This window comes from Streptomyces sp. NPDC034099 (genome assembly GCF_055575415.1).
On sequence record NZ_JBVISR010000024.1, the window covers coordinates 23,197 to 49,221 of the forward strand.

20 protein-coding genes and 1 pseudogene are annotated in these 26,025 nt (G+C 74.2%); 11 read left to right on the top strand and 10 right to left on the bottom strand.

Annotation, left to right across the window (positions count from 1 at the left end):
• The first annotated feature begins 11 nt into the window (after positions 1-11).
• Positions 12-1,160, top strand: coding sequence for an N-methyl-L-tryptophan oxidase (solA, locus tag ACZ56V_RS37725; protein ID WP_468948189.1), 1,149 nt, complete (start codon positions 12-14; stop codon positions 1,158-1,160).
• Positions 1,157-2,287 carry an aromatic ring-hydroxylating oxygenase subunit alpha gene (locus ACZ56V_RS37730; protein WP_468948191.1) on the top strand — a complete coding sequence of 377 codons (1,131 nt, stop codon included), beginning with the start codon at positions 1,157-1,159 and terminating at the stop codon, positions 2,285-2,287. Before solA ends, ACZ56V_RS37730 begins: the two co-directional genes overlap by 4 nt.
• On the opposite strand, the gene ACZ56V_RS37735 is transcribed toward ACZ56V_RS37730, so the two are convergent.
• From ACZ56V_RS37735 to ACZ56V_RS37750, 4 genes are all read right to left on the bottom strand, one after another.
• The gene (locus ACZ56V_RS37735) at positions 2,284-6,954 is read right to left on the bottom strand and encodes a hypothetical protein (protein WP_468948193.1); all 4,671 of its coding nucleotides are present in this window, start codon (positions 6,952-6,954) and stop codon (positions 2,284-2,286) included. The genes ACZ56V_RS37730 and ACZ56V_RS37735 overlap by 4 nt on opposite strands.
• 57 nt (positions 6,955-7,011) lie before the next feature.
• Positions 7,012-7,893 (bottom strand): hypothetical protein, encoded by an 882-nt coding sequence (locus tag ACZ56V_RS37740; RefSeq protein ID WP_104633935.1) that lies wholly within the window; start codon positions 7,891-7,893, stop codon positions 7,012-7,014.
• 85 nt (positions 7,894-7,978) lie between these two features.
• Positions 7,979-9,505, bottom strand: a complete 1,527-nt coding sequence (locus ACZ56V_RS37745) for a hypothetical protein (RefSeq protein WP_398918391.1) — start codon at positions 9,503-9,505, stop codon at positions 7,979-7,981.
• A gap of 117 nt (positions 9,506-9,622) precedes the next feature.
• The gene (locus tag ACZ56V_RS37750; protein WP_104633937.1) at positions 9,623-10,318 is read right to left on the bottom strand and encodes a GntR family transcriptional regulator; all 696 of its coding nucleotides are present in this window, start codon (positions 10,316-10,318) and stop codon (positions 9,623-9,625) included.
• Between the two features lie 129 nt (positions 10,319-10,447).
• Here ACZ56V_RS37750 and ACZ56V_RS37755 point away from each other — a divergent pair, with 129 nt between their 5' ends.
• From ACZ56V_RS37755 to ACZ56V_RS37765, 3 genes and pseudogenes are all read left to right on the top strand, one after another.
• Positions 10,448-11,770: an MFS transporter gene (locus ACZ56V_RS37755; RefSeq protein ID WP_467381827.1), complete on the top strand. Its 1,323-nt coding sequence runs from the start codon at positions 10,448-10,450 to the stop codon at positions 11,768-11,770.
• Complete coding sequence (locus ACZ56V_RS37760) at positions 11,767-12,600, top strand: putative hydro-lyase (protein WP_468948197.1); 834 nt, start codon at positions 11,767-11,769, stop codon at positions 12,598-12,600. The genes ACZ56V_RS37755 and ACZ56V_RS37760 overlap by 4 nt, the downstream gene beginning before the upstream one ends.
• Positions 12,601-12,624: 24 nt before the next feature.
• Positions 12,625-13,068: pseudogene (locus ACZ56V_RS37765) on the top strand (5-oxoprolinase subunit C family protein); the annotation flags it as partial.
• 247 nt (positions 13,069-13,315) lie between these two features.
• On the opposite strand, the gene ACZ56V_RS37770 reads toward ACZ56V_RS37765, so the two are convergent.
• The 4 genes from ACZ56V_RS37770 to ACZ56V_RS37785 all read right to left on the bottom strand — a co-directional run bounded on the left by ACZ56V_RS37770 (position 13,316) and on the right by ACZ56V_RS37785 (position 17,878).
• On the bottom strand, positions 13,316-14,473 hold the full coding sequence (locus ACZ56V_RS37770) for a glycosyltransferase (protein ID WP_468948199.1): 1,158 nt from the start codon (positions 14,471-14,473) through the stop codon (positions 13,316-13,318).
• Complete coding sequence (locus ACZ56V_RS37775) at positions 14,470-15,594, bottom strand: glycosyltransferase family 4 protein (protein WP_468948201.1); 1,125 nt, start codon at positions 15,592-15,594, stop codon at positions 14,470-14,472. The genes ACZ56V_RS37770 and ACZ56V_RS37775 overlap by 4 nt, the downstream gene beginning before the upstream one ends.
• 137 nt (positions 15,595-15,731) lie before the next feature.
• Positions 15,732-17,150 carry a HEAT repeat domain-containing protein gene (locus ACZ56V_RS37780; protein ID WP_467381831.1) on the bottom strand — a complete coding sequence of 473 codons (1,419 nt, stop codon included), beginning with the start codon at positions 17,148-17,150 and terminating at the stop codon, positions 15,732-15,734.
• 335 nt (positions 17,151-17,485) lie between these two features.
• Positions 17,486-17,878, bottom strand: coding sequence for an ankyrin repeat domain-containing protein (locus tag ACZ56V_RS37785; RefSeq protein ID WP_356365002.1), 393 nt, complete (start codon positions 17,876-17,878; stop codon positions 17,486-17,488).
• A gap of 201 nt (positions 17,879-18,079) precedes the next feature.
• Here ACZ56V_RS37785 and ACZ56V_RS37790 point away from each other — a divergent pair, with 201 nt between their 5' ends.
• Both ACZ56V_RS37790 and ACZ56V_RS37795 read left to right on the top strand, forming a co-directional pair.
• Positions 18,080-18,274: a hypothetical protein gene (locus tag ACZ56V_RS37790; protein ID WP_003977410.1), complete on the top strand. Its 195-nt coding sequence runs from the start codon at positions 18,080-18,082 to the stop codon at positions 18,272-18,274.
• 53 nt (positions 18,275-18,327) lie between these two features.
• Positions 18,328-20,106, top strand: a complete 1,779-nt coding sequence (locus ACZ56V_RS37795) for a P-loop NTPase family protein (RefSeq protein ID WP_468948204.1) — start codon at positions 18,328-18,330, stop codon at positions 20,104-20,106.
• 156 nt (positions 20,107-20,262) lie between these two features.
• On the opposite strand, the gene ACZ56V_RS37800 is transcribed toward ACZ56V_RS37795, so the two are convergent.
• The gene (locus tag ACZ56V_RS37800; protein ID WP_468948206.1) at positions 20,263-21,762 is read right to left on the bottom strand and encodes an SCO1417 family PLP biosynthesis transcription factor; all 1,500 of its coding nucleotides are present in this window, start codon (positions 21,760-21,762) and stop codon (positions 20,263-20,265) included.
• A 101-nt stretch (positions 21,763-21,863) separates the two neighbouring features.
• Here ACZ56V_RS37800 and yczE point away from each other — a divergent pair, with 101 nt between their 5' ends.
• The 4 genes from yczE (at position 21,864) to ACZ56V_RS37820 (ending at position 25,354) form a co-directional block, all read left to right on the top strand.
• Positions 21,864-22,529 (top strand): membrane protein YczE, encoded by a 666-nt coding sequence (gene yczE, locus ACZ56V_RS37805; RefSeq protein WP_398918379.1) that lies wholly within the window; start codon positions 21,864-21,866, stop codon positions 22,527-22,529.
• Positions 22,526-23,293, top strand: a complete 768-nt coding sequence (locus tag ACZ56V_RS37810) for a glycerophosphodiester phosphodiesterase (protein WP_398918377.1) — start codon at positions 22,526-22,528, stop codon at positions 23,291-23,293. Before yczE ends, ACZ56V_RS37810 begins: the two co-directional genes overlap by 4 nt.
• 53 nt (positions 23,294-23,346) lie before the next feature.
• Positions 23,347-24,702: an MFS transporter gene (locus ACZ56V_RS37815; protein ID WP_104633950.1), complete on the top strand. Its 1,356-nt coding sequence runs from the start codon at positions 23,347-23,349 to the stop codon at positions 24,700-24,702.
• Between the two features lie 277 nt (positions 24,703-24,979).
• Positions 24,980-25,354, top strand: coding sequence for an RNA polymerase-binding protein RbpA (locus ACZ56V_RS37820; protein WP_003977404.1), 375 nt, complete (start codon positions 24,980-24,982; stop codon positions 25,352-25,354).
• Positions 25,355-25,436: 82 nt separating this feature from the next.
• Here the strand turns inward: ACZ56V_RS37820 and fxsA are convergent, their stop codons facing one another.
• Positions 25,437-26,024: an FxsA family membrane protein gene (gene fxsA / locus ACZ56V_RS37825; RefSeq protein ID WP_467381837.1), complete on the bottom strand. Its 588-nt coding sequence runs from the start codon at positions 26,022-26,024 to the stop codon at positions 25,437-25,439.
• Position 26,025 lies beyond the last annotated feature (1 nt).

The window sequence follows — 26,025 nt, forward strand, 5'->3', positions numbered from 1 at the left end:
GGAGGCCCCTGTTGTCCCCCACCTACGACGTGATCGTCATCGGTCTCGGCGGCATGGGCAGCGCCGCCGCCCACCACCTCTCCGCGCGGGGTGTCCGCGTGCTGGGCCTGGAGAAGTTCGGCCCGGTGCACAACCGGGGCTCCAGCCACGGCGGTTCGCGGATCACCCGGCAGTCGTACTTCGAGGACCCGGCGTACGTACCCCTGCTGCTGCGCGCCTACGAGCTGTACGAGGAGCTGGAGCGGGCCACCGGCCGCGACATCGCGCTGCTCGGCGGCGGGGTGATGGTCGGCCGCCCCGACTCGTGGACCGTCTCCGGCTCGCTGCGCTCGGCCCGCGAGTGGGACCTGCCGCACGAGATGCTGGACGCCCGGGAGATCCGCCGCCGCTTCCCGACGCTCACGCCGGGCGACGACGAGGTCGCGCTGTACGAGGCCAGGGCCGGGCTGCTCCGCCCGGAGAACACCGTGGCCGCGCATCTCCAGCTCGCCACCCGGCAGGGCGCCGACCTGCACTTCGACGAACCGATGACCCGCTGGGAGCCGTACCGCGACGGCGTGCGGGTGCACACCGCCGAGAACACGTACACCGCTTCCCACCTGGTGATCTGCCCGGGTGCGTGGGCGCCGCGGCTGCTCGCCGACCTCGGGGTGCCGTTCACGGTCGAGCGGCAGGTCATGTACTGGTTCCAGCCGCGCGGCGGCATCCGCCCCTTCCGTCCCGCGAGCCAACCGATCTACGTCTGGGAGGACGCGGCCGGCGTCCAGGTCTACGGCTTCCCGGCCATCGACGGCCCCGACGACGGCGCCAAGGTCGCCTTCTTCCGCAAGGGTCGGGCCACGACCCCCGAGACCATCGACCGCACCGTGCACGACCACGAGGTCCGGGCCATGGCGGACCACATGTCGGCCCGCATCCCCGACCTGCCCGGCGCCTTCCGCAGGGCCGCGACCTGCATGTACACCACCACCCCCGACGAGCACTTCGTCATCGCCCGCCACCCGGCGCACCCCGACTCGGTCACCGTGGCCTGCGGCTTCTCCGGGCACGGGTTCAAGTTCGTGCCCGTCGTCGGCGAGATCCTCGCCGACCTGGCCCTGACCGGCACCACCGCGCACCCCATCGGCCTCTTCGACCCCGCCCGAGGAGTACGCACGTGACGACGACTCCCCCGTCCCCCAGCCTCGTCCCGACGCTGCCGGGCCGCTACTACACCGACCCGGACGTCTTCCGCCAGGAGCAGCGGCACGTCTTCGAGGCGATGTGGTTCTGCGCCGTGCGCGGTGCCGATCTGGAGCGGCCCGGCGCCTTCCGCACCGTGCAGGTCGGCCGCGAGAGCGTGATCGTCACGCGTACCCGGACCGGCGGGCTGCGCGCCTTCCTGAACATCTGCCGGCACCGCGGCGCCCGGCTGTGCCTGGAGGAGTCCGGCGAGGTGCGCCGCACCCTGCAGTGTCCGTACCACGCCTGGACGTACGACCTCGACGGAAGGCTGGTCGCCGCGCCCAACCTGACGAAGATGCCCGATGTGGACCGGTCGGCGTACGGGCTGGTCGAGGTCGCGCTGCGCGAGTGGCTCGGCTATGCCTGGGTGTGCCTGGCCGAGGAGCCGCCCTGCTTCGAGGAGACGGTGCGCGGCGCGACCGTCGAACGGCTCGGTGATCCGGCCGCCATCGAGCGGTACGGCACCGAGGGACTCGCACTCGGCCGACGTGTCCGGTACGACGTGCGGGCCAACTGGAAGCTGATCGTCGAGAACTTCATGGAGTGCTACCACTGCGCGACGATCCACCCCGAACTCACCGACGTGCTGCCCGAGTTCGCCGACGGCTACGCGGCGCAGTACTACGTGGGGCACGGGGCCGAGTTCGGCGACGGGGTGAAGGGCTTCACGGTCGACGGCAGCGAGGGCTTCGGCAGGCTGCCCGAGGTGCCGGACGGCCAGGACCGCCGCTACTACGCCGTCACCGTGCGGCCGACGGTCTTCGTCAACCTCGTGCCGGACCACGTGATCCTGCACCGCATGTTCCCGCTGGCCGAGGACCGCACGGTGGTCGAGTGTGACTGGCTGTACGCGCCCGAGGTCGTGGCGTCCGGCGCCGATCTGTCGAAGTCGGTCGAGCTGTTCCACCGGGTCAACACCCAGGACTTCGCGGCCTGCGAGCGGACCCAGCCGGCCATGGCGTCCCGGGCCTACCGGGCGGGCGGGGTGCTGGTGCCGACCGAGCACCACATCGGAAGCTTCCACGCCTGGCTGCTCGACCGGCTCGGCGAACAGCCCTCCTAGGCCGGTGACTGTGCGGGGCGTTTGTACATGCGGGTCGCCGTGATCTCGCTGTGCACCGGCTCGCCCTCCCCCTCGGCGGCCGGCGTCGGCTGCGGCAGGCCCGGCCGCAGGTGCTCCTCCACGCTGATGTACTTCAGTCCCGCCCTGAGGTCGGCGTCGTTGCGCAGCCGGATGACCAGCGGGAACTCTGCCAGCGCGGTCGTGTCGAACAGGCCGGTGGTGTACAGGAGCTGCACGCCGAGCGCGTCGGACACGGCCCGCTGGAGCTCCAGCAGGTAGGTGGCGTTGGCGCGGCCGATGGGGTTGTCGAGGAACAGGGTGCCGGCGTGGCGGTGCCGGTCGTGGCCCCGGTCGTTGCTGCGCAGCGCGGCCATCGTGCAGTACAGGGCGATGGCGGCGGTGAGCAGCTGGCCGCCGGAGAAGACGTCGCCCATCTGTCCGACGGGGACGCGCTCGGCGCGCAGTACGGCGTCGGGCTTGAGGATCTCGACGGCGACGCCCTTGGGCTGCAGGGCGGCGGCCACACCGCGCAGCAGCAGGGACATGCCGTCGCGGCGCAGGTCGGAGTTCTTCTTCACGGCCGCGCGGGTGGCCTCGTCGACGACCTCGCCGAGCCGCTCGGTGAGGGTGGCCTGGTCGGGCTCCTCGAAGCGGATGCGCAGGAACTCCTGCCCGGACCACTCGCCGAGGCCCTCCGGCAGCCGGGACAGCCGCTGGGCGGAGCGGAGGGTGGCGAGCGCGGACTCGACCAGGCCGCGCAGCCGGTCCACGATCGAGTCGCGGTTGCGCTCCAGCTGGGACAGCTCGTCGGTGAGGACGCGGAGCCGGGGCGCGAAGGCGTCGGCCCACTTGGCGGCGTGCTCGGGCAGCGCGGCGGCGGGCAGTTCGCGGATCTGCTGGCGGGCGGGCGTGCGGACCTGTTCGTAGCGGGTGGAGTTGGCGTGCCGGACGAGGACGTCGCTGGCCTCGCGCACGGCGGCCTCGGCGGCGGACAGGTCGGCGGCGCAGCCGCGCAGCGAGCGGCGGGCCTCGGCGGCGGACCGGCGGGCCTCCTCCAGGTCTCCGGCGTAGGGCTCGGGTTCCTCCTGCTCCTCCTCGGGCGCGTGTTCGCGCAGCAGGTCGCGGAGCAGGGCGGCGGTCTCGTCGAAGCCGCCGGCCGCGTCCTCGGCGGCGCGGTGCGCGTCGAGCAGTTCGGCGTGGGCCTCGCGGGCCTGGGCCAGGGCCTCGGTGCGGGCGGCGAGTTCGGCGGTCGCCGTGCGCAGCAGGGTCTGGGCGTGCTCGACGTCGCGCGGCTGGAGCTCCTCGGGGAGGTCGGTGTGGGTGTCGCCGTCCTCTGGCGCGTGCCGTTCGGCCTCGCCGCGCAGCCGGCCGAGCTGTTCGCTCGCGCTGGACATACGGGTCTCCAGGAGCTGCACCAGTTCCTCGGCGCGGGCGACGGCGGCCTGCCGGGAGGGCCCGTCGGAGCCGTCGGGCGATTCCAGGAGCTGCCCGGCGCGGGTGCGGACCTTGTTGCTGAGCCGGTCGAGATCCGCGCGGGCCGCGCTCTCGTCGCTCTCCGCGCGGGCCTGTTCGGCGCGCAGGTCGGCGCCGACGCCGACCTTCTCGTACACCTGGGAGGCGGCGCGGTAGGCCTCGCGCAGGTCGGGCAGGGACGCCTTCGCCTTCGGCGCCCCGGCACCGTCCCCGGGTGCCTCTTCGGGTACGTCGTCGGGGGCACCGGCGATCTCGGAGCGCTCGGCGCGCAGTGCCCGCGCGGTGCGGCGGGCGTCGTCGGCGGCGCGCTGGGCGGCGCGCCGGTCCTCGTCGGCGGCGCGGGCCCGCTCCAGGCAGGCCTGGGCGCGGGCCTCGGCCTCGGTGCCCTCGTCGGCCAGTTCACGGAGTCTGACCTGCCAGCCGGCGCGTTCGCGCAGCCGGAAGGCGAGTCCGGCGAGGGCGTCGGCGGCGCGGCGGGCCTTCTGTGCGGCCTCCTGCCGCTCGTCCCGCAGGTGGACGGCCTCAGCGGCGCTCTCGTCGGCCTCGGCCCGCACGGTGCGGGCCTCGGTCAGCTCGGCCTCGGCCTCCTCGGCGAAGGCGCGGGCCTCCTCGGCGGTCCTGGCGAGTTCCGCGAGGCGTCCGGCCGGGCAGCCGGTGCGCCAGGAGGCGAGCCGGGCCGCCAGCTCGCGGTCCTTGCCGAGGCGGGCGGCGAGGGTGCGGATCTCCTCGTCCCGCTCGCCCGCCCGCGCGCGCAGGGCGTGCCGCTCCTCGTCGGCGGCCTGCTCGTCGTGCATGGCCGGGTTCGGCGGTACGAGGAAGACGTCCCCGGTGCCGGACTCCGGGGCCGGGGTCGGGGCGAGGAGGGCTGCGGCGGTGCCGACGGCGACGGCGGAGCGCGGCAGCAGGGCCGCGTCGCCGAGGACCTCGCGGGCGCGGGTGTGCGAGTCCGGGTCGGTGATGATCACGCCGTCGACCAGCTCGGGGCGGGCGGCCAGCACGCGTGCGTGGTCGGCGGGGTCGACAGCCTGGGCGAGGTAGCGCCAGCCGGGCAGGGCGGGGATGCCGTGCTCGCCGAGGAACTCGACGGTGGCCAGCACGTCGGGTCCCGGCGGCAGCAGGCCGCCGTCGCCGAGGGCGCCGAGGATGCGGGAGTCGTCGGCGGCGGCGGTGCGCAGGTCGAACAGCTGGCGTTCGGCGGAGGAGACGGTGTCGTCGAGCAGTTCGCGCAGTTCGTCGGCGAAGCGGTCGAGTTCTTCGGGGGTCAGCGCGCCGTCCGTCGCGGTGGTGGCGGCGGTCCGGTCGGCGCGGTCGGCGTCCCGGCGGGGCTGGGGGATGCCCGGGCGGGACTCGGCGGCCAGGCCGAGCAGTTCGGCGAGGCGTTCCTCCGCGGCCAGTGCCTCGGCGGTGCGCCGCTCGCCCCGGTGGGCGCGCTCGGCGGCGGTGGCCGCGTCCGCCGCGCGGGCCGCGGTCAGTTCGGCGCGGCTCTCGGCGGCGGCGGCCTCGCGGGCGTGCTCGGTGGCCCGGTGGGCCGCCTCGCGGGCGGTGTCCCAGGCGGCGACGGTCGTCTTCTCGGCGTCGCTGGCCGCGAGGGCGGCGCGGGCCGGGTCGGCGTCGGGGGCGCTGTCGTCCAGCCAGCCGGCGCGGACGGCCTCGGCGGTCTCCTGCTCGACCTCGGTGAGGCGCTGGCGCAGGTGCCCGGCCTCGCTGCGGGCGCGCTGCGCCTCGGTGGCGGCGGTGGTGGAGTCCCGGTGGGCGGTGTCGCTGACCTCCTGGAGGGCGGCGGACCGCTCCTCCTCCTCGTTGGCGTGGTCCTCGGCCTTCGCGGCCGCCGCGTGCAGGGCGCGGACGAGGTCGACGGCGGCCTTGGTGCGGGCGGCGAGAGCGGGGGCGGCGTCCCGTTCGGCCTCCTGGATGGCGGCCGAGACGCGGGCGACGCGGTCGGCGGCGGCGCGGTGGCGCAGGACGGCCTCGGCGGCCTGCCAGGCGGAGTGCAGGGTGCGGGCCTCGGCCAGTTCGCGCTTCTGCGCGGCGGCGGACTTCTCGGCTCCGGTCAGGGCCAGGGAGGCGTGCCGGTAGGCGAGTTCGGCGGCGATGAGGTTGCTGCGGTCCCGGGCGGACTCGGCGTGCGTGACGGCGTACGCGGCGGCCGTGACCCGCTGGGCGAGGTCACCCGCACGGACCCGCTCCTGGGCGCCTCGGGCGGTGAGCCGGCGGGCCAGGTTCCTGGTGCGGCGTTCGGCGGCGGTGTGGATGTCGCGCGCGCGGGTGCGCGCCTCGGCGGCCTCGACGATCCGGCCTAGGAGGTCGACGGACCCGGCGGTGAAGTCGCGTTCGGCGATCAGCTCGGCGCGCCGGCCCAGCTTGTTGCCGAAGCCGCCGACCAGGTCGGCGAGGCCGTCGGTGTCGCGGGTGTCGGTGACGGCCCGCAGCAGCAGGTCGGTGAAGTCGGAGTCCTTCTTGACGGCGAAGAGGCCGGCGGCCTCGCCCTCGTCGGCGTTCATCTCGCGCTGGTAGCGGAAGAGTTCGGGGTCGAGTCCGAGGTCGCCGAGGTGCTCGATCCAGCGGTCGTGGATCTCCTCCCAGTGCACCACCAGGTGCGGGTAGGCCTTGCCTGCCTCGGTGAGCGCGTCGCGGAAGCCCTTCATGGTGCGTCGCCTGCCCTGCGCTCCGGAGGCGCCCTCGGCGGACGGGCGTACGGCGGTGGCCTCGGCGACCGGCAGGTTGTCCAGGGTCAGTCCGGGTCCTGGCCGGAAGGAGTACCAGGCCTCGGCGAACTTCCGCGGGTCGCCCGAGACCTGCCGTCCGCGCCACTCGCTGACCTTGCCGACGACGACGCACTCGCCGGTCTGGACGTGCTGCCACTCCAGCGCCACGTGTCCGCAGTCGTCGGCGAGCAGGAACTTGCGCAGCACGCCGGAACTGGCGCCGCCCAGGGTGTTGCGGTGGCCCGGCAGCATCACCGAGAAGATCAGCTTGAGGAGTACGGACTTGCCGCCGCCGTTCTCCAGGAAGAGCACGCCTGCGGGCGCGGGCCGGCGCGGCGGGCCGACGGGCTCCTCCTCGAAGAACTCCGCCTGCGTGGGCGCGGGATCGGGCACGGGCTCGCCCACACCGCGCAGGTCAAGCACGGTGTCGGCGTAGCGCGCACCGGCGGGTCCGATGGAGTAGAGGCGGACCCGGGACAGCTCGTACATGGCGGACTCTCGTAAGTCTTCGGACGTCGGGGACGGTCGGGGGCGGGGCGGGCGGGATCAGGAGGAGTGGAAGGGCAGGCCGGCGTCGGCTACCAGCTCCAGGTCGTCCGTCTCCTCGGCGGGTAGCAGCGTCGCGGTGCCGTCGGTGACCGGGACGACGCCCAGGTCGAGCAGCTCGGTCATGGCGGCGCTGCCCGCCATGTCGCGCACCTGGAGCTGGTAGCGGGCCGTCGTGCGGTAGGTGCCGCCGTGGTCGTCGCCGGTGCGCTGGAGGAAGCCGGACTCGGTGAGGAACGCGGCGGCCTTGCCGACGATGCCGGTGGTGGAGCCCGGGAGTCTGCGCGCGTCCTTGGTGGCGCCGGTCGCGCTGCGCCTGACCCAGATCCGCCAGGCGGCCTCCAGGCCCGGCGCGTCGGTGGCCGGGTCGGTGTTCTCGCCCTGCTGCTCCGCGCGTTCCTCGAGTCTGCGGCAGGCCTGGCGGACGAACGCGTCCACGCCGTTGACCGTGACGCGGCCGATGTAGCCGTCGTCGGCGAGGTCCTCGGGGCGCGGATAGGCCATGGCGGCGACGGCGAGGTGGGCGAGGCCGTGCAGGAAGCGGTCGCCGGAGTCGGTGGCGGCACGACGCGCGTAGTCGCCCATACGGACGGCGAACACGGAGTCCTCGGCGGCGGTCACGGCCATCCCCGCGCGCGGGGACACCTCCAGGACGATCAGCCCGAGGCCGGCCGCCACGGCGTCGGCGAGCCGCGCGAAGGGCGGGTCCTCGCGGTAGCGGCGCAGCAGGTCGGCGTACTCCTGGTCGCGGGCGGGCAGCAGCTTGGGCTGGAGACCGAAGGCGACGAGCCGCGCCGCGTCGGCGGCGTCGGCGGGCGTGACGGCCGCGGTGGTCGGCGCGGCACCCGCCTCCGGCTCGCTCCGGTCGGCGTGCTCGGTCACGGTCGGTACTCCTCGCTGTGCTGTCGCTCTGTGCTGCGGTGTCGGGTGGGGCGGTGAGTGGGGTGGGCGTGATGCGGGCCGGTCGTCATGCCGCCTCCGTCCGGTCCGCCGCCATCCCCGCCGCGTCCAGCAGCGCCGTGCCGACGATGAGGTCGGCGCCGCCGAACTCGGGGTCGTCCAGCTCGGTGCCGTCGTCGACGGCGAACAGCAGCTTCGGCTCGCCCTGGCGGTAGGCGGTGCCGACCGGCGGGCTGGCCGCGTGGACGGCGAGCAGGGCGACGAGGTACGGCAGTTCGGGGTCGCGGGCGCGGGCCTCGGCCAGCAGCCCGGACAGCCGGCGCGGGGCGTCGTGCGGCAGGTCGAGCAGCTCCATGGCGGCGGCGAGCTGCTCCTCGCTGAACCGGCTGTCGTCCGGGGTGGCGATCAGGTCGGGCTCCGGCATCTCGGCGCCCAGGTGCTCGCGCTCCACCGGCGGGGTGAGGAGTATGTCGACGAGGTCGCCGACCCGGACGGAGACGGGGGTGCGCAGCCCGGTGCCGTGGGCGAAGAAGGCGTCGGTGACGCGGAGCGCCCGCTCCACGGGCAACGGCAGCACGGGGGCGACGAGATGGCCGTACAGGTCGAGGCCGGAGGTGGTCAGGGGGGTGGCGAAGGCCTGCCGGTCCTGTTCCGCGCGGAAGAGCGGGCCGGCCTCCAGGAGGCGGGACTGGAGCTGGGTGTGGCGGCGGATGCAGTCCTTGACGATGTCGACCAGCTCGGCGGCGCGGCGCTTGTGCTCGGCGTCCTCGGTCTCGTCGCGGGCCTTGCGGATGTTGGTGAGGATCGCGTTCTCGTGCCGGTAGCGGTCGGCGACGTGGTCCAGGGCCTCGGCGATCATGTCGGGGACGGCGCTGAGCCAGTCCACCGCGCGGACGTTGCGCCGGGTGGCGTCCAGGGCGCGGCGCAGGGTCTCCGAGTACTGGACGGTGCGGTACCGGGCCTGTTCGGCGGCGAGCTGGGCGTCGGCGAGGCGGCCGCGGCTGATCAGCACCTCGAGCTTGACCTCGGCGGCGATCTGGGCGCTGGTGACGTCGGTGTCCAGGGCGCCGACGAGGACGTTGACCGCCTCGTCGGTGGTGCGCAGGTAGACGGTGCCGCCGGGTCCCGGGACCTCTTCGAGCAGCTTGAAGTCGTAGTCCCGCCGGACGTACGTGCCGTCGGGTCCGAAGGTGCCGTACACCGCGCGGAAGCCGCGGTCCACGCTGCCGACGTTGATCAGGTTCTCCAGGACCCACCGGGCCACCCGCTCGTGCTCGGCGGCGGGGCGGCGCGGGGCCTGGGCGGCGACGCGCGGGATCAGCCTGGCGACTATCTGGTCGTGGTCGGCGCCCGTGTCGAAGTCCATGTTCAGCGTGACGAGGTCGATGGCGGCCAGGGCGACCTCCGCCATGCCGTACACCGAGTACTCGCCGGCGAGGTTGGCCTTGCGCGCGTCGAGGTCGTGCAGCGGCGCCGTGCAGGCGAGCGCGCGCAGCCGCCGCGCCAGCCCCTCGTCGGCGGCCGGGCCCGGGGCGGGGCGCGGCCCCGCGCTGAGCTGGGGCGGAACACTGTCCGTCGATGCAGGCGAAGTCACGGTGCACAGACTAGGTCCTCGGTCTGACATCGGCCCAAACGACGCAGATGGGCCCCCGCGGACACGGTGGCCGGCCGCCGCGCCGCCGGGGCCCGGGGCCCTCCCGGCGGACCGTCCCTACCCTTCGTCCCCGACCCGCCGCAGGTAGACCTCCACGACGCGCTTCAGCGAGTCCTCCAGGTAGACCGCGAGCAGTCGCGCGGCCTTCTCCCGCTCGCCGCCCTCCAGGGTCGCGAGGAGCTCCGCGTTCCGGGCGATGTACGGCTCGTGCAGGCGCCGCGGGTCGTCCACGACGTGGAAGGCCAGGCGCAGTTCGGCGAAGACGCTGCGCATCAGTTCGTCGGTGCGTTCGCTGCCGGCGAGGGCCACCAGTTCCCGGTGGAAGTGGATGTTGGCCGTACCCACTCCTTTCCAGTCACCTTCGCGGGCCGACCGCCGCCCGTCCTCGACGGCCTCGGCTAGCCCGTCCAGCGGGTACGGCGGCTCGCCGAGGCCGCGGACGACGGCGCACTCGACGAGGGAGCGGGTGCGGTAGATGTCCTCGACGTCCTCGACGGTGAGGACCCGGACGAAGACGCCCCGGTTCAGTTCGTGGACGAGCAGGCGTTCGTGCGTGAGCAGGCGGAACGACTCGCGCAGGGTGTTGCGGGAGACGCCCAGGGCGCCGCCGATGCTGTCCTCCGACAACCGGGTCCCGGGTGGGAAGTAGCCCTCGGCGATCCGGCTCCTGAGGATGTCCGAGACCCGCTCGGCGGTGCTGGTCCGCCCGAGGAGGGCGCGATCGTCGGCCAGTCCCGTCAACTGCTCTGCCATGCCCGGAATTCAATCGCAGATACCAGAACGAAACAACAGGGGTATTGAGGGATCGTTGAACGATCCCCTACGGTGCCCTCAAGTTCCCGCTCGATCCGCACTCTCCGTCCTCCCCCTGCGAGGTGCACCATGAGCACACCCCCTCACCCACCGGCACTCCCCGCCGACACCCGTCCACCCGGCACGGCCGAACGCGCCTCGGAAGACGGCCCGTTCGGCTGGCTGCGCACCCTCGGCCCGCGGGGCCGCCGCGCCTTCGGCGGCGCGTTCGGCGGCTACGCCCTCGACTCGTACGACTACTTCACGCTGCCGCTGACCATGGTCGCGCTGGCCGCGTACTTCGGTCTGGACAGCGGTCAGACCGGCCTGCTCACGACGGTCACCCTGGTCGTCTCGGCGATCGGCGGCGCGCTCGCGGGTGTGCTGGCGGACCGCGTCGGCCGGGTCAGGGCGCTGCTGCTCACCGTGATCACCTACGCCGTCTTCACGGTGGCCTGCGGCTTCGCGCCCAACTACGAGACGCTGCTCGTCTTCCGCGCCCTCCAGGGCCTCGGCTTCGGCGGCGAGTGGGCGGTCGGCGCGATCCTGGTCGCCGAGTACGCGAGCCCTCGGCACCGCGGGCGCACGCTCGGCGCGGTCCAGAGCTCGTGGGCCGTGGGCTGGGCGCTCGCGGTGATCGTGTACACGTTGGTGTTCTCACTGGCCGGTGACGACCTGGCCTGGCGTGTCATGTTCTGGACGGGCGCGCTCCCGGCGCTGCTCGTGGTGTGGGTGCGGCGCAGCGTCCACGACGCGCCGCGGGCCGCCGAGGTCCGGGAGAAGGGCGCCGGCAGGGGTTCGTTCGCGGCGATCTTCAGGCCGGGCACGGCGGACTCACCGGGGCTGTTGCGCGTCACGTTCTTCGCGAGCCTGCTCTCCACCGGGGTCCAGGGCGGCTACTACACCCTCGCCACCTGGGTGCCGACGTATCTGAAGGACGAGCGCGACCTGTCGGTCGTCGGCACCGGCGGCTACCTGACCTTCCTCATCTCGGGCGCCTTCCTGGGCTACCTGACCGGCGGCGTGCTCACCGACGTGCTGGGCCGCAGGCGCAACATCTGGCTCTTCGCGCTGCTGTCGGCGCTCTGCATCCTGGCGTACGCCAACATCCCCGGCGGCGCCAACACCCTGCTCCTGGTGCTGGGCTTCCCGCTCGGCTTCTGCATGTCGGCCATCTTCAGCGGCTTCGGTTCCTACCTGAGCGAGCTGTACCCGACGGCGGTACGGGGCGCGGGCCAGGGCTTCACGTACAACACCGGACGCGCCGTGGGCGCCGTCTTCCCCACCACGGTCGGCTTCCTCGCCGACAGCTGGGGCGTGGGCGGCGCGCTGGTCTTCGGCGCCATCGGCTACGGCATCGCGGCACTGGCCCTGCTGGGGCTGCCGGAGACACGTGGAAAGGAACTGGCATGAACCACCCGCACCCCGCGAGCGGAGACCGCCCGATCACCCTGGTCGACGAGCACGCGCGCGCGTGGAGCCCGAAAACGGCCCGCGCCCGCTTCCGGAAGGGGCTGACCGGCCCCACGGCCGGGGTCGCCGCCGGCCACACCCAGGCCAACCTGATCTCGGTGCCCGCCGACTGGGCGTACGACATGCTGCTGTTCTGCACCCGCAACCCGCAGCCGTGCCCGGTGCTGGACGTGACGGACGCCGGGTCCTGGACCACCGTGCTCGCCGACGGCGCGGACCTGCGCACCGATCTGCCGCGCTACCGGGCGTGGCGGGACGGCGAGCTGGTGGAGGAGCCGACGGACGTGCTGGAGCACTGGCGGGACGACCTGGTGACCTTCCTGATCGGGTGCAGTTTCACCTTCGAGTGGGCGCTGGCCTCGGCGGGCGTCCCGATCCGCCACGTCGAGCAGGGCCGCAACGTCCCGATGTACGTCACCTCCCGCCGGTGCCGTCCGGCCGGGCGGCTGCGCGGGCCGATGGTGGTGTCGATGCGCCCGGTGCCGCCCGCGCACCTGTCGGCGGCGATCCGCGAGAGCAGTCTGCTCCCGGCGGTGCACGGCAGCCCGGTGCACTGCGGCGACCCGTCGGCGCTGGGCATCGCGGATCTGGACCGGCCCGACTTCGGCGACGCGGTGGACCGCGAACCGGACGACATCCCGGTGTTCTGGGCCTGCGGCGTGACCCCGCAGGCGGCGGTCATGGCCTCACGCCCGCCCTTCGCGCTCACCCACGCGCCGGGGCAGATGTTCCTCACCGACGCCCGTGACGAGCAGTACCGCGTGGCGTGATCCGGATGCCGCGACAGGGCTCCTGGACCGCCCGCGGCCACGGCACCGGGGACACTGGGCCGGCCGGGCGGGCAGTACGCGCGCGTGGACGTCGCTCCGCAGCCGGCGCCCCCGACGGAGCTGGTCCTGCGGGTGACGCCGGGTCCGCGCGCCGACTGGTTCACACCGGAGGCGGTACGGGCGTTCACCTCGCAGCCGTACCGGGTGTCGTCCGCGAGCAACCGCATCGGGCTGCGCGTGGACGGACCCGCGCTGGAACGCGCCCGTCCGGGCGAACTCCCCAGCGAGGGCACGGTGCTGGGCGCGGTGCAGGTGCCGCCCGACGGCCGGCCGGTGGTGTTCCTCGCCGACCACCCGACGACCGGCGGCTATCCGGTGATCGGCGTCGTGTGCACCACCGACCTCCCGGCGGCGGCCCAGGCGGTACCGGGCACACCGGTGCGCTTCTCGACGCCACACAGACACTGACCCCGCCCGTCGGGGTGGGGTACGACTGCGTCGCAGGCGGGCCGCCGCTGGCGGGCGCACCGCCCCACGCGGCGCGGGACCACGGCACTTCGGTCGGCGAATGGCGGGGCAGCGGGTCGAGTCGGGCGCCCCGCGCAGGGCCAGGCAGCAGGCAGCACCGTGCGCGGGGTCGGCGGCGGGCTGCGCAGCGGATCCGGGCGCGGCGGTTGTGTTCCACCGGGATGCCGGGCCGTGGAGCGGAGGCGTCTCACGGCACGGACTCCGGCAGCGCGGGGCGCGCCGGGTGGGTCGCGTCGTGTGCGGCCAGGAACGCCTCGACGGCCGTGTTCCAGCCGAAGCGTTCCGCACGCGCGCGTGCCGCCGCCCGCCGGTCCGTCCCCCGGCGTGCCAGGAGCAGTTCCACGGCGTCCGCGAAGGCGTCCCCGTGATCGGCGGCGACGGCTCCGGCCGCACCGATCACCTCGGGCAGCGCCGAGGACGCGCTCGCCACCACGGGCGTGCCGCACGCCATCGCCTCCAGCGCGGCGAGCCCGAAGGTCTCGGCCGGTCCGGGTGCCAGACACACGTCGGCGGACGCCTGGAGGGCGCCGAGCAGCCGGGGGTCGGCGACGTGGCCGAGGAAGGTCACCGGCAGCCCTTGGACCCGCGCCCGCTGTTCGAGCCGCGGGCGCAGCGGCCCGTCCCCGGCCACCACCAGCACCGCCCGCCCGCCGCGCCGCCGCAGCTGCATCAGCACGTCGAGCGCGGTGCCGGGCCGCTTCTCCACCGACAGCCGCGAGCACATCACCAGCAGCGTCTCGTCCCCGCGCGCGTACCGGGCCCGCAGCCCGGGGTCGCGCAGCCCGGGGTGCCGCCCGGTGAGGTCGACGCCGAGCGGGGCCCGTACGACGTTGCGGGCCCCGATGCGGACGAACTCCCGCTCGGCGAACTGCGTGGTGCACACCACGCGCGCGTAGGCGTGCGCGGTGCGGACGTTGAGGGCGTCGGCGGTGCGCCGGGCAGCGCCTTCGGGCAGGCCCCAGGTGCGCAGCACACCGTCGGTGGTCTCGTGGGAGACCATCACGGCGGGGACCCTGGCCCGCCGGGCCCACCTGCCGGTCCACCGCAGGGTGGTGCGGTCGGACACCTCCAGGCGGTCGGGAGCCAGCTCCTCCAGCAGGGCGGCCACGCGCCGCCTGTCGGTCAGTACGCGATAGCCGCCGGTACCCGGCAGCAGGGGCCCCGGGAGCGTGATCACCCGGCCCTGTCCGGTCTCCCGGTCGTCGGCGTGCCGGCCGGGGACGACGAGTACGGGGTCGTGCCCCGCGGCGCGGTATCCGCGGCCCAGTTCACGCAGCGCGGTGCGCAGTCCGCCGGACGCGGGGGCGACGAAGTTGGCGAGCCGGACGATCCGCAGCGCGCTCATGCCGGCACCGCCTTCCGGGGGGCGAGCACGTCCGTGTAGTGCCCGATCAGCCGGTCGCCGACGGCCGCCCAGGTGCGCCCCTCCACGGCGGCCCTCCCGGCCGCGCCGTAGGCGCCCCGCAGCCGGGGGTCCGCGGACAGGGACCATACGGCGTCCCGTACGGCGGCGGCGTCGCGCGGCGGCACGAGTAGCCCGGTGCGCCCGTGGGCGACGAGGTCCAGCGGTCCGCCCGCGGCGGGCGCGACGACGGGCACACCGCTCGCCATGGCCTCCTGCACGGTCTGGCAGAACGTCTCGAAGGGGCCGGTGTGCACGAAGACGTCCAGTGAGGCGAAGACCCGGGCGAGTTCGTCGCCGGTGCGGCGGCCGAGGAAGACGGCGCCCGGCAGCGTCCGCTCCAGACCGGGCCGGCCGGGTCCGTCGCCGACGACCACGACGCGCACGCCGTCCAGGGCGCAGGTGCCGGACAGCAGCTCGACCTGCTTCTCGGGGGCGAGGCGGCCGACGTAGCCGACGATCAGCTCGCCCTTGGGGGCGAGTGCGCGGCGCAACGTCTCGTCCCGCCGGCCGGGCCGGAAGCGGACGGTGTCCACTCCGCGCGGCCACAGCCCGACCCGGGGCACGCCGTGCGCCTCCAGGTCGCGCAGGGCCGCGCTGGACGGGGCGAGGGTGAGGTCGGCGGCCGCGTGCACGGAGCGGATGCGCCGCCAGGCGGCCGCCTCGCCCGCCCCCATGTACGTACGGGCGTAGCCGGCGAGGTCGGTCTGGTAGACGGCCACGGCGGGGACGCCGAGCCGGGCGGCGGCGGCCATGCCCCGGACGCCGAGGACGAAGGGTCCCGCCAGGTGGACGAGGTCGGCGCGGTGCTCGGCGATCGCGGCGGCGACGCGCCGGCTGGGCAGGGCGACGCGGACCTGCGGATAGCCGGGGAGCGGGAGGGAGGGGGTCCGGACGACGCGGCACGGAGCGTACGCGTCCGCCTCGTCGGCGGCGGAGGCGGCCGGCGCGACGACGACGCAGTCGTGACCGCGGCCCACGAGGTGCCGGACGGTCTGGAGCGCGCAGTGGGCGACGCCGTTGACATCGGGGGGAAAGGATTCGGTCACGATGACGACACGCATACCGGTGTTGTCGCCGGACTGGACGTGCTCGCGTCAACGACGATCTATCCGGCCGAGGAACGTCCCGTGAGCGTTGCCCCCGGGCGGCCGGGTGCCGGTGCGGCGCACGGCCCGCGCCGCACCGGCACCCCTGGCGCTCACACGGCGGGCGCGTCCGGTCCGAAGCGGCTGCGTACCGCCGTCTGGACCTCGTCCTCCTCGGCCGGGTCGGCGGCGAGCCTGCGCAGCCGTTCGACGACGCGGTTGTCGCCGGTCTCGGCATGGCGTGCGGCGAGTTCGCGGGTGGTCTCCTCGCAGTCCCACAGGCACTCGATGGCGAAGCCCGCCGCGAAGGACGGGTCGGTGGCGGCCAGCGCGCGGGCGGCCCGGCCACGCAGGTGGGAGGAGGCGGTTTCGCGGTAGATGTGGCGCAGTACGGGCGCGGCGCAGGTGATGCCGAGCCGTCCGGTGCCGTCGACGAGGGTCCACAGGGTCGGCGCGTCGGGGCCGTCGCCACGTACCGCCTCCCGCAGCGCCGCGAGGACGAGATCGCGATCCTGGGCGGCGCCCCGGCAGGCGAGCACCCGTCCGGCGGCGGCCCCCAGGGCATCGGGCCGGTGCACCCAGCCGCGGGCCCGGTCGACGGCGGCGAGGCTGCGCATGCGCTCGTACGCGGCGACGGCGGCCTCCACGACCGGTGCCGAGCCGGTGGCCACGGCACCCTCGACCAGGTCGAGGACGTCCGGATCATTGCTGTCGGCGAGATAGCGCAGGGCGGTGCAGCGGGCGCCCTCGGTGCCCGACCGCGCGGCCTCGACGATCTCGGGCCGGTCCTCGGGCCCGGCGACGGCCGTCAGGCAGCGCGCGGCCGGCGCGTGGAGCGGGGTGCCGCGCTCGACGCCCTGCTCGGCCCACTCGAACACGGCTCGCACGCTCCAGCCGGGACGCGGTCCGGTGGAGTTCATCTGGCGCTGCCAGCGGTCGAAGCAGCCCGCCTCCTGGGCGGCACGCACGCGCGCGGCGATCGATTCGCGGGGGTCGTCGGCCCACAGGCGCCAGGGCCGGGGTTCGAAGGCGTCCCGCACCGCGGCGGCCAGCTCGGCCTCGCCCTCGGCGTCGCGCGGGAAGCGGGCCAGGACGGGCGCGGCGAGGGAGCGCAGTCCCGCGTCGTCGTCGCGCAGCGCCAGCTCGTCCAGGGCCCACGCCCAGTTGACGCCGTGCGCGGCGTACCGGCGCAGCAGCTGGAGCGCGTCCAGCCTGCCGTAGGAGGCGAGGTGGCCGAGGACCGCGAGGGCCAGCCCGGTGCGCGACTCGTCGGCGTCCAGGACGTCCTCGGGGTCGAAGAGGTGGGCCTCGATCGCGTCCAGCTCGCCGTTCAGGTCGAGGTAGAGGCGGGCGTAGTAGAGGGAGCGGTTCTCGACCTGCCAGTCGTGGCGGGGGTCGTGGAGCACACAGTGGTTCAGCGCCGCGAGCGCTTCGGCGCGCGGAGCGGTGAGCGCGTGCAGCGTGCCGTCGCCGCGACCCCGCTGAAGCAGGCCGAGCAGCGTACCGCTGGGCGCTATGACCGGATCGAACATGGGAAACAGCCTCACATCAAGCGTCGACGCAACCGGGGAGCACGCGTTTACCTGGCCGTGCGCCAACACGTCGGAGCGCCCGCCGTCTCTTGCTTGCTGAAGACCATGTTCCTCTGCCTCTCGTCGGTGGCCCTTGCGAGCCGTGTCACGGCCCGCGCGGTGCGGCAACACCTGCCCAGCCATCACGTCCGTGAACCACGTCGTCATGATGGCCCGGCGGTCACATCTGCCGCGACCGAAATTTCGGCGGCCCTGTACCGCCTCCCCCGTTTCCAGTGTTTTCCCTGGTCAGAAAAATGTGGAGGGGGCCGGACAGGACCCTCTCCGCCGTCCCGTCACCGGGCGCCGAACAGCTCCAGCAGGTCCGTCCGGGCGAACATCCGCGCCGTGTCGACGGCGGACGGAGTGCCCGCCGCCGGGTCCGCGCCGGCCTCGAGCAACGCCTTGGTCACTTCCGTCTCACCCTTGAAGGCGGCTCCGGCGAGCGGCGTCTGCCCCCGGTCGTTGACGCGGTCGGCGTCGGCGCCACGGGCCAGCAGCGCACGCACCGCGTCGGCGTGCCCGTGGTAGGCGGCGAGCATGACGAGGGAGTCGCCGCGGTCGTTGGTGAGGTCGGCCGGTACACCGGCGTCCACGTACGCGACCAGCTCCTCGGTCCGCCCCTGCCGGGCCAGATCGAAGATCTTGGTCGCCAGCTCCACGACCTCGGGGTCGGGGGCTTCGCTCATCGGCCGGACCACCTCTCACTGCGAACATTCGGCAAATCGCCAGGGTACTGGCTCGCGGGGCACCCGAGCGGACCAAGGACCGATCCGCCACCTGAGGTAATTCGGTCGAATTTCCCCCATTTGCACCTTTTATCGTATGGATACATGCTGTGAGCCTGGAAGTACTCATGGTGACTGTCCCCGTGAACCAGGAGAACTCACATGATCCTCTCGATCTCAGGCGTGGTCCTGCTCGGCATCGTCGTCTTCATCTTCTTCCGCAAGGACGGCCTCAAGGCCTCGCACGCGCTGGTCGCCGTCCTGTTCGGGTTCTATCTCGCGAGTACGGCCATCGCCCCGAGCATCAAGGCGGGCGGCGAGAGCCTGGCGGGCCTCCTCGGCGGCATCAAGTTCTGACGGCCCGCTCCCCTCGTCCGACATCCGCACGTACGCACCTCCAGGAGGCAGCAGTGGCCCGGCGGCCCCTCCCCCGCATTCTGAGCAACGGCGGCGCACAGCTCGCCCGGAGCCGGGAGCTGGCCCGGACGGCGGCCGACAGCGCCACCGACGTCCTCCAGCCGCTGATCACGATCGGCCGCGGTCTGCGCCGACTGGCCGCGGCCGCGCGGCGCAGATGGACCGAGACCCCCAAGGACCGGCGCGGCGCGCTGCTGTTCCTGGTGGCCTCGGTGGTCCTGGTGGTGGCGCTCGTGCCGTACGGTCCGCTGCTCGCCGTCATCGCCCTGATGGCGGCGGCAGCCTGGCAGGGCAGGGAGCGCACCCCGGCGGTGCCCGAGGGCCCCGACGACTCCCAGACCCGGCGCCTGCAGTCGCTCTACGAGGCGCTGGTCCCGTACTTCTCCCTGCCGGAGGACCCCGACCCCCTGTACGCCCACGGCGGCGGCTGGGAGAAGGCGTTCCCGGCGTACGAGTTCGACGACGGCGGCCGCGTGGCCCACCTGGTGATCCGCTACCCCGCCTACTTCACCGACGGCGAGGCCGAGTCCCGGGCCCGGATCGAGCACCTGCTCACCGCGAAGTCCGGCCGGGGCCGCGAGTACCACTTCACGTGGGACGAGGAGGCCAACCACCTCTGCGTCGACGTACTGGCGGCGCTGCCCACCGACATCGCCGCCCAGCGCTTCGTGACGGCGCCCGGCGAGACCGTCCTCGGCTTCACCGACCCGACCCGGGTCCAGCGCACGCTCCCGCTCACCCACGGCGAGGAGCAGCGGGACGTACCGCCGGTCGTCTGGCGCACCGGCATCCGCTCGACGGAGCCCCACCTGCTGGTCCTCGGGCAGCCCGGCACCGGCACGTCCACCCTGCTGCGCTCGGTCGCCCTCCAGGCGCTGCACCAGGGCGACCTGCTGATCGTCGACGGCGGCGGCACCGGGGAGTACGCCTGCCTGGTCGGCCGGGACGGCGTCCTGGCCGTGGAGTGCGGCCTCACCGGTGCGCTGACCAGCCTGGAGTGGGCCGCCGCCGAGACGGAACGGCGGCTGATCTCCGTGAACCAGGCCCGTCAGCAGGGCCTGGCGGCGCCGGACGACACCCGGCGGCCCCTGTGGGTCTTCCTGGACCGTCCGACCGCGTTCACGCACCTCGCCACCACGGGCGGCCGCCGGGACCCGCAGACCCTGCTCCAGATCCCGCTGCGGCACGGCCGGGCCGCGAACGTGACCGTGGTCGTGGCCGACCAGCTAGACGCCCTGGACAGCCTCACCGACGCCGTACGGCAGCACACGCGCGCGCGGGTCGTGCTCGGCCCGGCCACCGCGGACGAGCTGGCGAAGGCGCTGGGCGCTCCCCCGCACACCACGCCCCTCGACCAGGTCCCGCCCGGACGCGGATACGCCCGCCTGGGCACCGGCCCGGTGCACCGCCTCCAGGTCCCGGCCACTCCCGACCCCTACGACGACGCGACGAGCGAGGCTCACCGGCAGGCGGTGCTCGACCTGCTCCCCCCGCGCACGACACCGGCGGACGGGGAGCAGGCTCCCCTTCCCCCGGAGGCGGAGGCGGAGGCCGAGGCGGAAGCGAAGGCGAAGGCCGTCTCCATGGAGAAGAACGCCTCCACGGACGACGAGGACGCCCCGGACGGCGCGGCCGCGAGCGAGCCGGAGGAGACCGCGGCGGACGCGGAGCCGACCCCGGTGACGGTGGAGAAGGCGACGGCCGGGACGCCGACCGAGCCGGCTCCCGCTGAGCCGGTCCCCGCCGAGGCCGTCGCGGCGGAGACCTCCTGACGCCGTGGCCGGGGCGGCTCGTCCCACCGCCCCGCCCCGGCCCCTCCCGCGTCCGCCGCCGGTCCGCGCCCGCTTCCGCGAGCCCCGGCGGCCCAACGCACCGGACTCGCCCACATACCCTCACGGGCGCCGGTGACTCCCCGCGAACCGCACCACCTAGGCCACGAACGTCCGCGGTGCCTCGCCGCCGCCGACGCCGCCTTTCTCCACCAGCCGGGCCGCGGCGGCCAGGCGTGCCGCCGCTTCCTCGGCCACCGCTCCGCCGACCGTGAACGGCAGGCGCACGTACCCCTCGAAGGCACCGTCGACCCCGAAGCGCGGCCCGGACGGGACGCGGACGCCCACCCGCTCCCCCGCCTCGGCGAGCCGGGAACCCGACAGGCCCCCGGTCCGCACCCACAGGGTGAGCCCGCCCCGCGGCACCTCGAACTCCCAGTCCGGCAGCTCCCGCCGCACCGCCGCCACCAGCTCGTCCCGGTTCTGCCGGGCCTGTTCGCGGCGCACCGTCACGGCCTGCGCCCAGCCGCCGGTGCTGAACAGCCAGTTCACGGCGAGCTGCTCCAGCACCGGGGTGCCCAGGTCGGCGTACGCCCGCGCGGCGACCAGGCTGCGGATCACGTCGGGCGCGGCGCGGACCCAGCCGATGCGCATCCCGGCCCAGAAGGCCTTGCTCGCCGAGCCGACGGTGATCACGGTGGACCCGGCCGGGTCGAAGGCGCACACGGGACGCGGCATCTCGACGTCGTCGTCCAGCCACAGCTCGCTCATCGTCTCGTCGGCCACGAGCACCGTCCCCGCGGACCGGGCCGCGTCCACCAGCCGCCGCCGCTGGTCGTCGTCGGCGAGCGCGCCGGTGGGGTTGTGGAAGTCGGCGACGACGTAGGCGATGCGGGGCGCGGCGTCGCGCAGGACCTGGCGCCAGCGGTCCACGTCCCAGCCGGTGAGCCCCTCGGCCATCGCGACCGGCACCAGCCGGGCCCCGGCCTCGCGCATCAGCTGGAGGATGTTGGCGTAACTGGGCGACTCCACGGCGATGCGCTCGCCGCGGCCTCCGAAGAGGTGGCAGATGGCGTCGATCGCGCCCATCGCCCCCGTGGTCACCATGATCTGCTCGGGCATGGTGGGGATGCCCCGCGCGGTGTACCGCTCGGCGATCATCGCGCGCAGCGCGGGCAGTCCGGCCGGATAGTCGCCGTGGGTGTGCGCGTACGGCGGCAGCTCCTCGAGGGCGCCCCGCACCGCGCGGGTGAGCCAGGGCTCGGGTGCGGGCAGCGCCGCGCAGCCCAGGTCGATCACCGAGCCGAGGGCCTCCGGCGGCAGCGGCTCGAGCCCGCGGGCCGGCAGCGGGTTCCCGGCCGGCACCGCGGTCCAGCTGCCCGCACCGCGCCGGGACTCCAGGAAGCCCTCGGCACGCAGCGCCTCGTAGGCGGCGGCGACGGTGGTGCGGCTGACGGTCAGGGCGAGGGCCAGTTCCCGTTCGGCGGGCAGCCGGGCGGCGACCGGGACACGGCCCTCCAGCACGAGCAGCCGGATGCCGTCGGCGAGCGCGCGGTAGGCCGGCGGGCGGCGCGTGCCGGGCCCGGCCGGGCGGTCCTGCTGGGAGCCGAGCAGCCGGGCGAGCTGCCCCGCCCCCACGGCCGAGGTCCACTGCGCCACGGAAATCAGTCCACCTTCCCCGAATTGGCCATGGTTGACTCTTCTTCTCAAGCCACAGGGTGTCATGTGGCAGGCCACTACCACCACCCAGGGGGCACCTCTTGTCCAGGCAGTCCAAGCAGTCCAGGCGGCTCGCGCGGCGGCTGACCCAGCTCTACGGCGGTCTGGCGCTCTACGGCGCGAGTTCGGCGCTGCTGGTCAGGTCCGGGCTCGGTCTCGAGCCGTGGAACGTGCTGCACCAGGGCCTCGCGGAGCACACCGGGCTGTCGATGGGTGTGGTGCTGACCATCGTGGGCGCGGCGGTCCTGCTGCTGTGGATCCCGCTGCGCCAGCGGCCGGGCCTCGGCACCGTCTCCAACGTGCTCGTGATCGGCGCGGCGATGGACGCCACGCTGGGGGTGGTGCCGGACGCCCACGGCTGGACGCCGCGGATCGCCGCGATGGTGGCGGGCATCGTCCTGAACGGCGCGGCGACCGGGCTGTACATCGCGGCGCGCTTCGGTCCGGGCCCGCGTGACGGGCTGATGACGGGGCTGAACCGGCGCACGGGGCTCTCGGTGCGTCTGGTGCGGACCGTCGTCGAGATCACCGTCGTGGTGACGGGCTTCGCCCTCGGCGGCACGGTCGGCCTCGGCACCCTGCTCTACGCCGTGTCGATCGGCCCGCTCGCCCAGGTGTTCCTGCGCGTGTTCGCCGTGCCGCCGTCACCGCAGGGCAGCACGGTGGTTGCCGCCGGTCGGCCACGGCGCGCGATACTGCGTCGGTGACCACGCCGATACGCCACCCGTACCTCGACCATCCCGGCCCGATCGCCTTCGCCCACCGGGGCGGGGCGGCGGACGGTCTGGAGAACACGGCGCGGCAGTTCCGCCGCGCGGTCGAGGCGGGCTACCGGTACATCGAGACCGATGTGCACGCGACGCGGGACGGGAGGCTCGTCGCCTTCCACGACGCGACCCTGGACCGGGTCACGGACGGGGCCGGGCGGATCGCCGACCTGCCGTGGCAGGAGGTGCGCCGCGCGCGCGTGGCGGGCGAGGAACCGGTGCCGCTCTTCGAGGAGCTCCTGGAGACCTTCCCCGAGGTGCGCTGGAACATCGACGTGAAGGCGGAGCCCGCGCTGCGGCCCCTCCTGGAGCTGATCGGGCGGACCGACGCCTGGGACCGGATCTGCGTCGGCTCGTTCTCCGAGGCACGCGTGGTCCGCGCCCAACGGCTCGCGGGCCCCCGCCTCGCCACCTCGTACGGCACCCGGGGCGTCCTCGGGCTGCGGCTGCGCTCCTGGGGCGTACCGGCCGCGTCGCGCCGCTCGGCGGTGGCCGCACAGGTCCCCGAGGCGCAGTCGGGCGTCCGGCTGGTGGACCACCGGTTCGTACGCGCCGCCCACGCGCGCGGGCTGCAGGTGCACGTCTGGACGGTGAACGATCCGGACCGTATGCACCGGCTCCTGGACCTGGGAGTGGATGGCATCATGACCGATCACATCGACACACTGCGCAAGGTCATGGAGGACCGCGGCGTCTGGGGATGAGCCCCGGCCGCGCCCCGGGGACGGTGCGCGTTCACGGGGAAGGCGAGGGCACGGTGGGCACCGACACCCTGCGGACGGACGCGGCAGACGGGGCCGACCCAGCGGCCGAACGGCGGCGTGAGCAGCGCGGCTGGTACTTCTACGACTGGGCGTGCTCCGTCTACTCGACGAGCGTGCTCACCGTGTTCCTGGGGCCCTATCTCACCTCGGTCGCCGAGTCGGCGGCGGACGCGGACGGCTACGTCCATCCGCTGGGCATACCGGTGCGCGCCGGGTCGTTCTTCGCGTACTCGGTGTCGCTGTCGGTGATCGTGGCGGTGCTGGTGATGCCGCTGGTGGGCGCGGCGGCCGACCGCTCGGGCCGCAAGAAGCCGCTGCTGGCCGCCGCCGCGTACACCGGCGCCGCGGCCACGACCGGCATGTTCTTCCTGGACGGCGACCGCTATCTGCTGGGCGGCCTGCTCCTGGTCGTCGCCAACGCGGCGCAGTCGGTCGCGATGATGCTCTACAACTCCTACCTGCCCCAGATCGCCCCGCCCGAGGAGCGCGACGCGGTCTCCTCCCGAGGCTGGGCCTTCGGCTACGCGGCCGGCTCGCTGGTCCTGATCGTCAACCTGGTCCTCTACACCGGCCACGACTCCTTCGGGCTGAGCGAGAGCGCGGCGGTCCGCGTCTGCCTGGCGTCGGCGGGCCTGTGGTGGGGCGCCTTCGCGCTCATTCCGCTGCGGCGGCTGCGCGATCGGCGTGCGGTGGCCCGGGAGGCCGCGCTGCCCGGGTTCCGGCAGCTCGCGGCGACCGTCCGGGACATGCGGCGCCGCCCGCTGACCCTGGCCTTCCTGCTGGCGTACCTGGTCTACAACGACGGCATCCAGACGGTGATCTCCCAGGCCTCGGTCTACGGTTCCGAGGAACTGGACCTCGGGCAGTCGACGCTGATCGTGGCGGTCCTGCTGGTCCAGGTGCTGGCGGTGGCGGGCGCACTGGGCCTGGGCCGGCTGGCCCGCAGGTACGGGGCCAAGCGCACGATCCTCGGCTCGCTGGTCGCCTGGACGGTGACCCTCGCGGCCGGGTACTTCCTGCCGGCCGGGGCACCGGTGTGGTTCTTCGTGCTGGCCGCCGGGATCGGGCTCGTCCTGGGCGGCAGCCAGGCGCTCTCCCGCTCCCTGTTCTCCCACCTGGTCCCGCCGGGCAAGGAGGCGGAGTACTTCTCGGCGTACGAGCTGAGCGACCGCGGGATGAGCTGGCTGGGGCCCTTGCTCTTCGGGCTGACCTACCAGCTGACCGGGAGCTACCGGGACGCGATCATCTCGCTGGTGGCGTTCTTCGTCATCGGGTTCGTGCTGCTCGCGCGGGTCCCGGTGCGGCGGGCGATCGGCGACGCGGGCAATCCGGTACCCGAAAGGATTTAGCACTCAGCGCGAAAGCGCTGTAGTGTACGCGTTTGGCCTGCCAGGCGTACCGTTACTGCGCGTCAAAGGTGCCGAATCGCTATGTCACGTCTGCCAGCAGAGGTGACAAACCGGACGTCGGCGGGTACTGCACTGGTTGCAAGGCTGCGGCTGCGACGGCGACGCAGGGCCCGGATCGGGAGTCGGGACGGGAATCTTTACCGCCGCCCGGACGTTGACCGGATGACGACGACAGCGACACCTGTCCTGTGGGCGACAAGCCCGGGAGGCACGATTCATGAGTGAGCGAGCTCTTCGCGGCACGCGCCTCGTGGTGACCAGCTACGAGACGGACCGCGGCATCGACCTGGCCCCGCGCCAGGCCGTGGAGTACGCATGCGAGAAGGGGCATCGATTCGAGATGCCCTTCTCGGTCGAGGCGGAGATCCCGCCGGAGTGGGAGTGCAAGGTCTGCGGGGCCCAGGCACTCCTGGTTGACGGCGACGGCCCTGAGGAGAAGAAGGCCAAGCCCGCGCGTACGCACTGGGACATGCTGATGGAGCGACGCACCCGCGAGGAACTCGAAGAGGTCCTCGAGGAGCGGCTGGCCGTTCTGCGCTCCGGCGCGATGAACATCGCGGTCCATCCGCGAGACAGCCGCAAGAGTGCGTAGCGGGAAACCCTAGGCGACACAACCGAACAACCGCGGGTGCCGTACATGAGCTTCATGTACGGCACCCGCGGTTTTGTCGTGCTCAGCGCGTCAGCGGGGGGCGGGGGCCCTGCGGGGCGTCGTCCGGGTCGTCCCGTATGACCTCGCCCTGGACGACCTTGCCGTCGGGGCGCTGCATCCGGGCCTGGCGGAAGGCGTCGCCCAGGGTGCCGGGACCGGCGTCCCGGAGCTTGCGCTCCACCGTCCGCTGGGCGTACCGGCTGACGGCCTTCTGCACCGGGGGCAGCAGCATGAGCAGGCCCAGGGCGTCCGAGATCAGGCCGGGCAGGATCAGGAGCAGACCGCCCAGCATCATCAGGCCGTTGCCCTCGCTGCTCGGGCGGACGGCCTCGGGCGGCATGCCCGACCGCACGGCCGACTGCTGCTGGTTGAGCGTCTCCGTGAGGTTGCGGAAGGCGCGGCGGCCCGCCGCCTTGATGACCACGGAGCCGAGGACCACGCCGGCGACCAGCAGCAGGAAGACCACGAAGCCGCTGGACGCCCCCGCGACCACGGTCAGCAGCCAGATCTCCAGCACCAGCCACGCGGCGAGGCCCAGCGGAAGGAACGTGCGCAGCCGGGAGCGCGGGGGCCGGGCGGGGGACCTGGGGGTCTGAGCGCCAGTCGTCATA

Bases quoted from the DNA above. Each gene is read 5' to 3' on its own strand.
- ACZ56V_RS37790 (WP_003977410.1), top strand. From the start codon at position 18,080: ATGATCCTCTCGATCTCAGGCGTGGTCCTGCTCGGCATCGTCGTCTTC.
- fxsA (WP_467381837.1), bottom strand. From the start codon at position 26,024: ATGACGACTGGCGCTCAGACCCCCAGGTCCCCCGCCCGGCCCCCGCGC.
- ACZ56V_RS37735 (WP_468948193.1), bottom strand. From the start codon at position 6,954: ATGTACGAGCTGTCCCGGGTCCGCCTCTACTCCATCGGACCCGCCGGT.
- ACZ56V_RS37770 (WP_468948199.1), bottom strand. From the start codon at position 14,473: ATGAGCGCGCTGCGGATCGTCCGGCTCGCCAACTTCGTCGCCCCCGCG.
- ACZ56V_RS37750 (WP_104633937.1), bottom strand. From the start codon at position 10,318: ATGGCAGAGCAGTTGACGGGACTGGCCGACGATCGCGCCCTCCTCGGG.
- ACZ56V_RS37780 (WP_467381831.1), bottom strand. From the start codon at position 17,150: ATGTTCGATCCGGTCATAGCGCCCAGCGGTACGCTGCTCGGCCTGCTT.
- ACZ56V_RS37775 (WP_468948201.1), bottom strand. From the start codon at position 15,594: ATGCGTGTCGTCATCGTGACCGAATCCTTTCCCCCCGATGTCAACGGC.
- ACZ56V_RS37755 (WP_467381827.1), top strand. From the start codon at position 10,448: ATGAGCACACCCCCTCACCCACCGGCACTCCCCGCCGACACCCGTCCA.
- ACZ56V_RS37820 (WP_003977404.1), top strand. From the start codon at position 24,980: ATGAGTGAGCGAGCTCTTCGCGGCACGCGCCTCGTGGTGACCAGCTAC.
- ACZ56V_RS37785 (WP_356365002.1), bottom strand. From the start codon at position 17,878: ATGAGCGAAGCCCCCGACCCCGAGGTCGTGGAGCTGGCGACCAAGATC.
- ACZ56V_RS37760 (WP_468948197.1), top strand. From the start codon at position 11,767: ATGAACCACCCGCACCCCGCGAGCGGAGACCGCCCGATCACCCTGGTC.